The sequence below is a fragment of the Phenylobacterium sp. genome (assembly GCF_030693805.1).
Classification (GTDB): domain Bacteria; phylum Pseudomonadota; class Alphaproteobacteria; order Caulobacterales; family Caulobacteraceae; genus Phenylobacterium.
This window is the reverse complement of sequence record NZ_JAUXZW010000394.1, coordinates 1-1,161: the sequence shown is the minus strand read 5'-3', so window position 1 is coordinate 1,161 and position 1,161 is coordinate 1. Positions and strand designations below refer to the sequence as shown.

Below are 1,161 nucleotides of genomic sequence, written 5' to 3'. Positions count from 1 at the left end.
GTGCGCCTTCATCCCGACGCTGACCCTTGGTATCCCGGGCAGCGGCACGATGGCGCTGATGCTCGGCGCGCTGACCATCCAGGGCATCGCCCCGGGCCCGCAGGTGATGACCCAGCGTCCGGAACTGTTCTGGGGCCTGATCGCGAGCATGTGGATCGGCAATGCGATGCTGGTGATTCTGAACCTGCCGCTGATCGGTCTGTGGGTCAAACTGCTGACGGTGCCGTACCGCATCCTGTTCCCGTCGATCATGGTGTTCATGGCCATCGGTGTCTACAGCGTCAACAATCTCGACCTCGATATCTACATGACCGTGTTTTTCGGCGTGATGGGTTACATCTTCACCAAACTCAAATGTGAGCCTGCGCCGCTGATTCTCGCGTTTGTGCTCGGGCCGCTGATGGAGGAGAACCTGCGCCGGGCGCTGCTGATTTCACGGGGTGATCCGACCGTGTTCTTCACGCGGCCGATCAGCGCGGTGTTCCTCGGCCTGACCATCCTGCTGCTGGTGGTGATGATTCTGCCGAACATCCGCAAAAAACGCGAAACGGTGTATCAGGAACCGGACGCCGTTTAAGCACAACAAGCCAGTCCGGCAATGGAATTGAATTGACACGCGGCATCATGCCGCGTGTTTTTTTTGAGGGGAGATAACAATGAAGATGCAAAATAAAGTTGCAGTTGCAGTGATGGGGGCCTTGCTGCTTGCCGTCGGCCAGATGCCGGCATCCGCCGCTGCCCAGACCGCCGCTACCTATCCGACCAAGCCGATCCGGCTGATTGTGGCGTTCCCGCCGGGTGGTTCAACCGACATCATTGCCCGGCTGGTGGCGCAGAAACTGGGTGAAAAACTGGGGCAGCAGGTCATCGTCGACAACCGCGGTGGCGCCGGCGGCACGCTGGGCACCGAAATCGCGGCAAAGGCCGCGCCCGACGGCCATACGCTGACCATGGGTACGACCAGCACCCACGTGATCGCACCGGCCGCGTATGCGAAGGTGAATTACGATCCGGTCAAGGATTTCGAGCCCATTACGCTGGTGGCGTCCACGCCGTACCTGCTGGTGCTGCACCCCGGCGTCAAGGCGACCAACCTCAAGGAATTTGTCGCGCTGGCCAAGTCGCAACCGGGCAAGCTGAACTACGCGTCGGCCGGTACCG

Annotated in this window: 2 protein-coding genes; both read left to right on the top strand. The window is 60.8% G+C overall.

Going from position 1 to position 1,161, the window contains the following annotated elements; translation table 11 throughout:
* The coding region (locus Q8M88_RS15825; protein WP_305598118.1) for a tripartite tricarboxylate transporter permease at positions 1–577 on the top strand (577 nt) is incomplete at its 5' end.
* Positions 578–656: 79 nt separating this feature from the next.
* Positions 657–1,161 (top strand): tripartite tricarboxylate transporter substrate binding protein (locus tag Q8M88_RS15820; RefSeq protein WP_305598117.1); only part of this gene is annotated, 505 nt, incomplete at its 3' end.